At 47.3% G+C, this 1,223-nt stretch carries 1 protein-coding gene; it reads left to right on the top strand.

The window, feature by feature from the left end; genetic code table 11:
- Nucleotides 1-220: 220 nt before the first annotated feature.
- Nucleotides 221-1,171 (top strand): DUF2167 domain-containing protein, encoded by a 951-nt coding sequence (locus HMPREF3050_RS05460; protein WP_003768332.1) that lies wholly within the window; start codon nucleotides 221-223, stop codon nucleotides 1,169-1,171.
- Nucleotides 1,172-1,223 lie beyond the last annotated feature (52 nt).

The raw sequence follows: 1,223 nt of genomic DNA, 5'->3' as shown, positions 1-1,223 counted from the left end.
GCCGTACTGGTTTAAAGTTAATCCACTATAAAACGCCACTGTCTGTACCTTTGGGTAACAAATTGCGACCAATCGGAAATTTTATCCGCATTTTTTTCAAATCATAGGCATATTAATATGCAAACGTAGTTTGATTATTGCAAACTTCCTTCTCAGGTCACGCCGGAGCGTATGGTGTTTCGGCTGTCCGCATTTTTTAACTCATTTTTATGGAAACCCCATGATGAAAAGCAACCGTCTTGCCTGCGCTGTTTTGGCAGCCTTGTTATCCCTCCAAACCTTGCCTGCGTATGCCGCCAAACCGGATACTGCTTCAGCCGTCGAAGCATCTGCGCCAAACTCGAAAAATGCTTCAACTGTTTCAGAGGACGAGATCGCCAAACAAACAATCACCGGCCCGGCAGTTATCGACTTGGGCAACCAGGCAAAACTGAAACTGCCCGCCAAAATGGTCTTTATTAAAAAAGATGCCGCCAATAGCTTGATGGAAGAATGGGGTAATGGCACAAATCCCGACCGCTACGGGCTGATTATTCCGGAGCAAAAAAATAAAGACAGCGCAGCCCCTTGGTGGGTCGATTTGAATTTCAATGATTCCGGTTACATCAAAGACGATGATGCCAAAGAATGGGATGTCGAAGGCATGCTCAAGCAGCTGAAAGAAGGTTCTGAGGAGCAAAACAAAGAACGTGCCGCCCGCAACCTGCCTGAATTGGAAACGCGCGGCTGGGTGGAAAAACCGCAATATGATGCGGCTACCCACCGCCTGATTTGGTCGATTGACGTTTGGGAGAAAAACAAACCCGACCAAAATCCTGCCATCAACTACAACACTTACCAGCTCGGCCGCGAAGGTTTTATCGAACTGACCATGGTCACCGATTTGAACAGCGTAGACCAATACAAACCTATCGCACGGGAATTATTGGGCAATATCGAATTCAACGAAGGCAAGCGTTACAGCGATTTCAATGCCGCGACCGACAAAGTGGCGGAATACGGATTAGCAGCCTTAGTCGGCGGATTGGCTGCGAAAAAACTGGGCTTGTTGGCTCTTGCAGGCGCATTGCTCGCCAAATTCGGCAAATTGATTGCTGTCGGTGTGATTGGGGCAGGCGCGCTGTTTAAAGGCTTATGGCGCAAAAAAGATAAAAATCAAAGCGAAGAATAAGTTTCTGCGAAACTAAAAAAAGGTCGAGACCTTTGCAAAAAAGCCCTTCCTC

The sequence above is a fragment of the Neisseria sp. HMSC065D04 genome (assembly GCF_001815675.1).
GTDB lineage: Bacteria > Pseudomonadota > Gammaproteobacteria > Burkholderiales > Neisseriaceae > Neisseria.
Note: the sequence above shows the minus strand (reverse complement) of the source record. Positions and strands in the feature narration are given on the sequence as shown.

Coding starts and splice junctions, on each gene's coding strand:
- HMPREF3050_RS05460 (WP_003768332.1), top strand. CDS start 221: ATGATGAAAAGCAACCGTCTTGCCTGCGCTGTTTTGGCAGCCTTGTTA.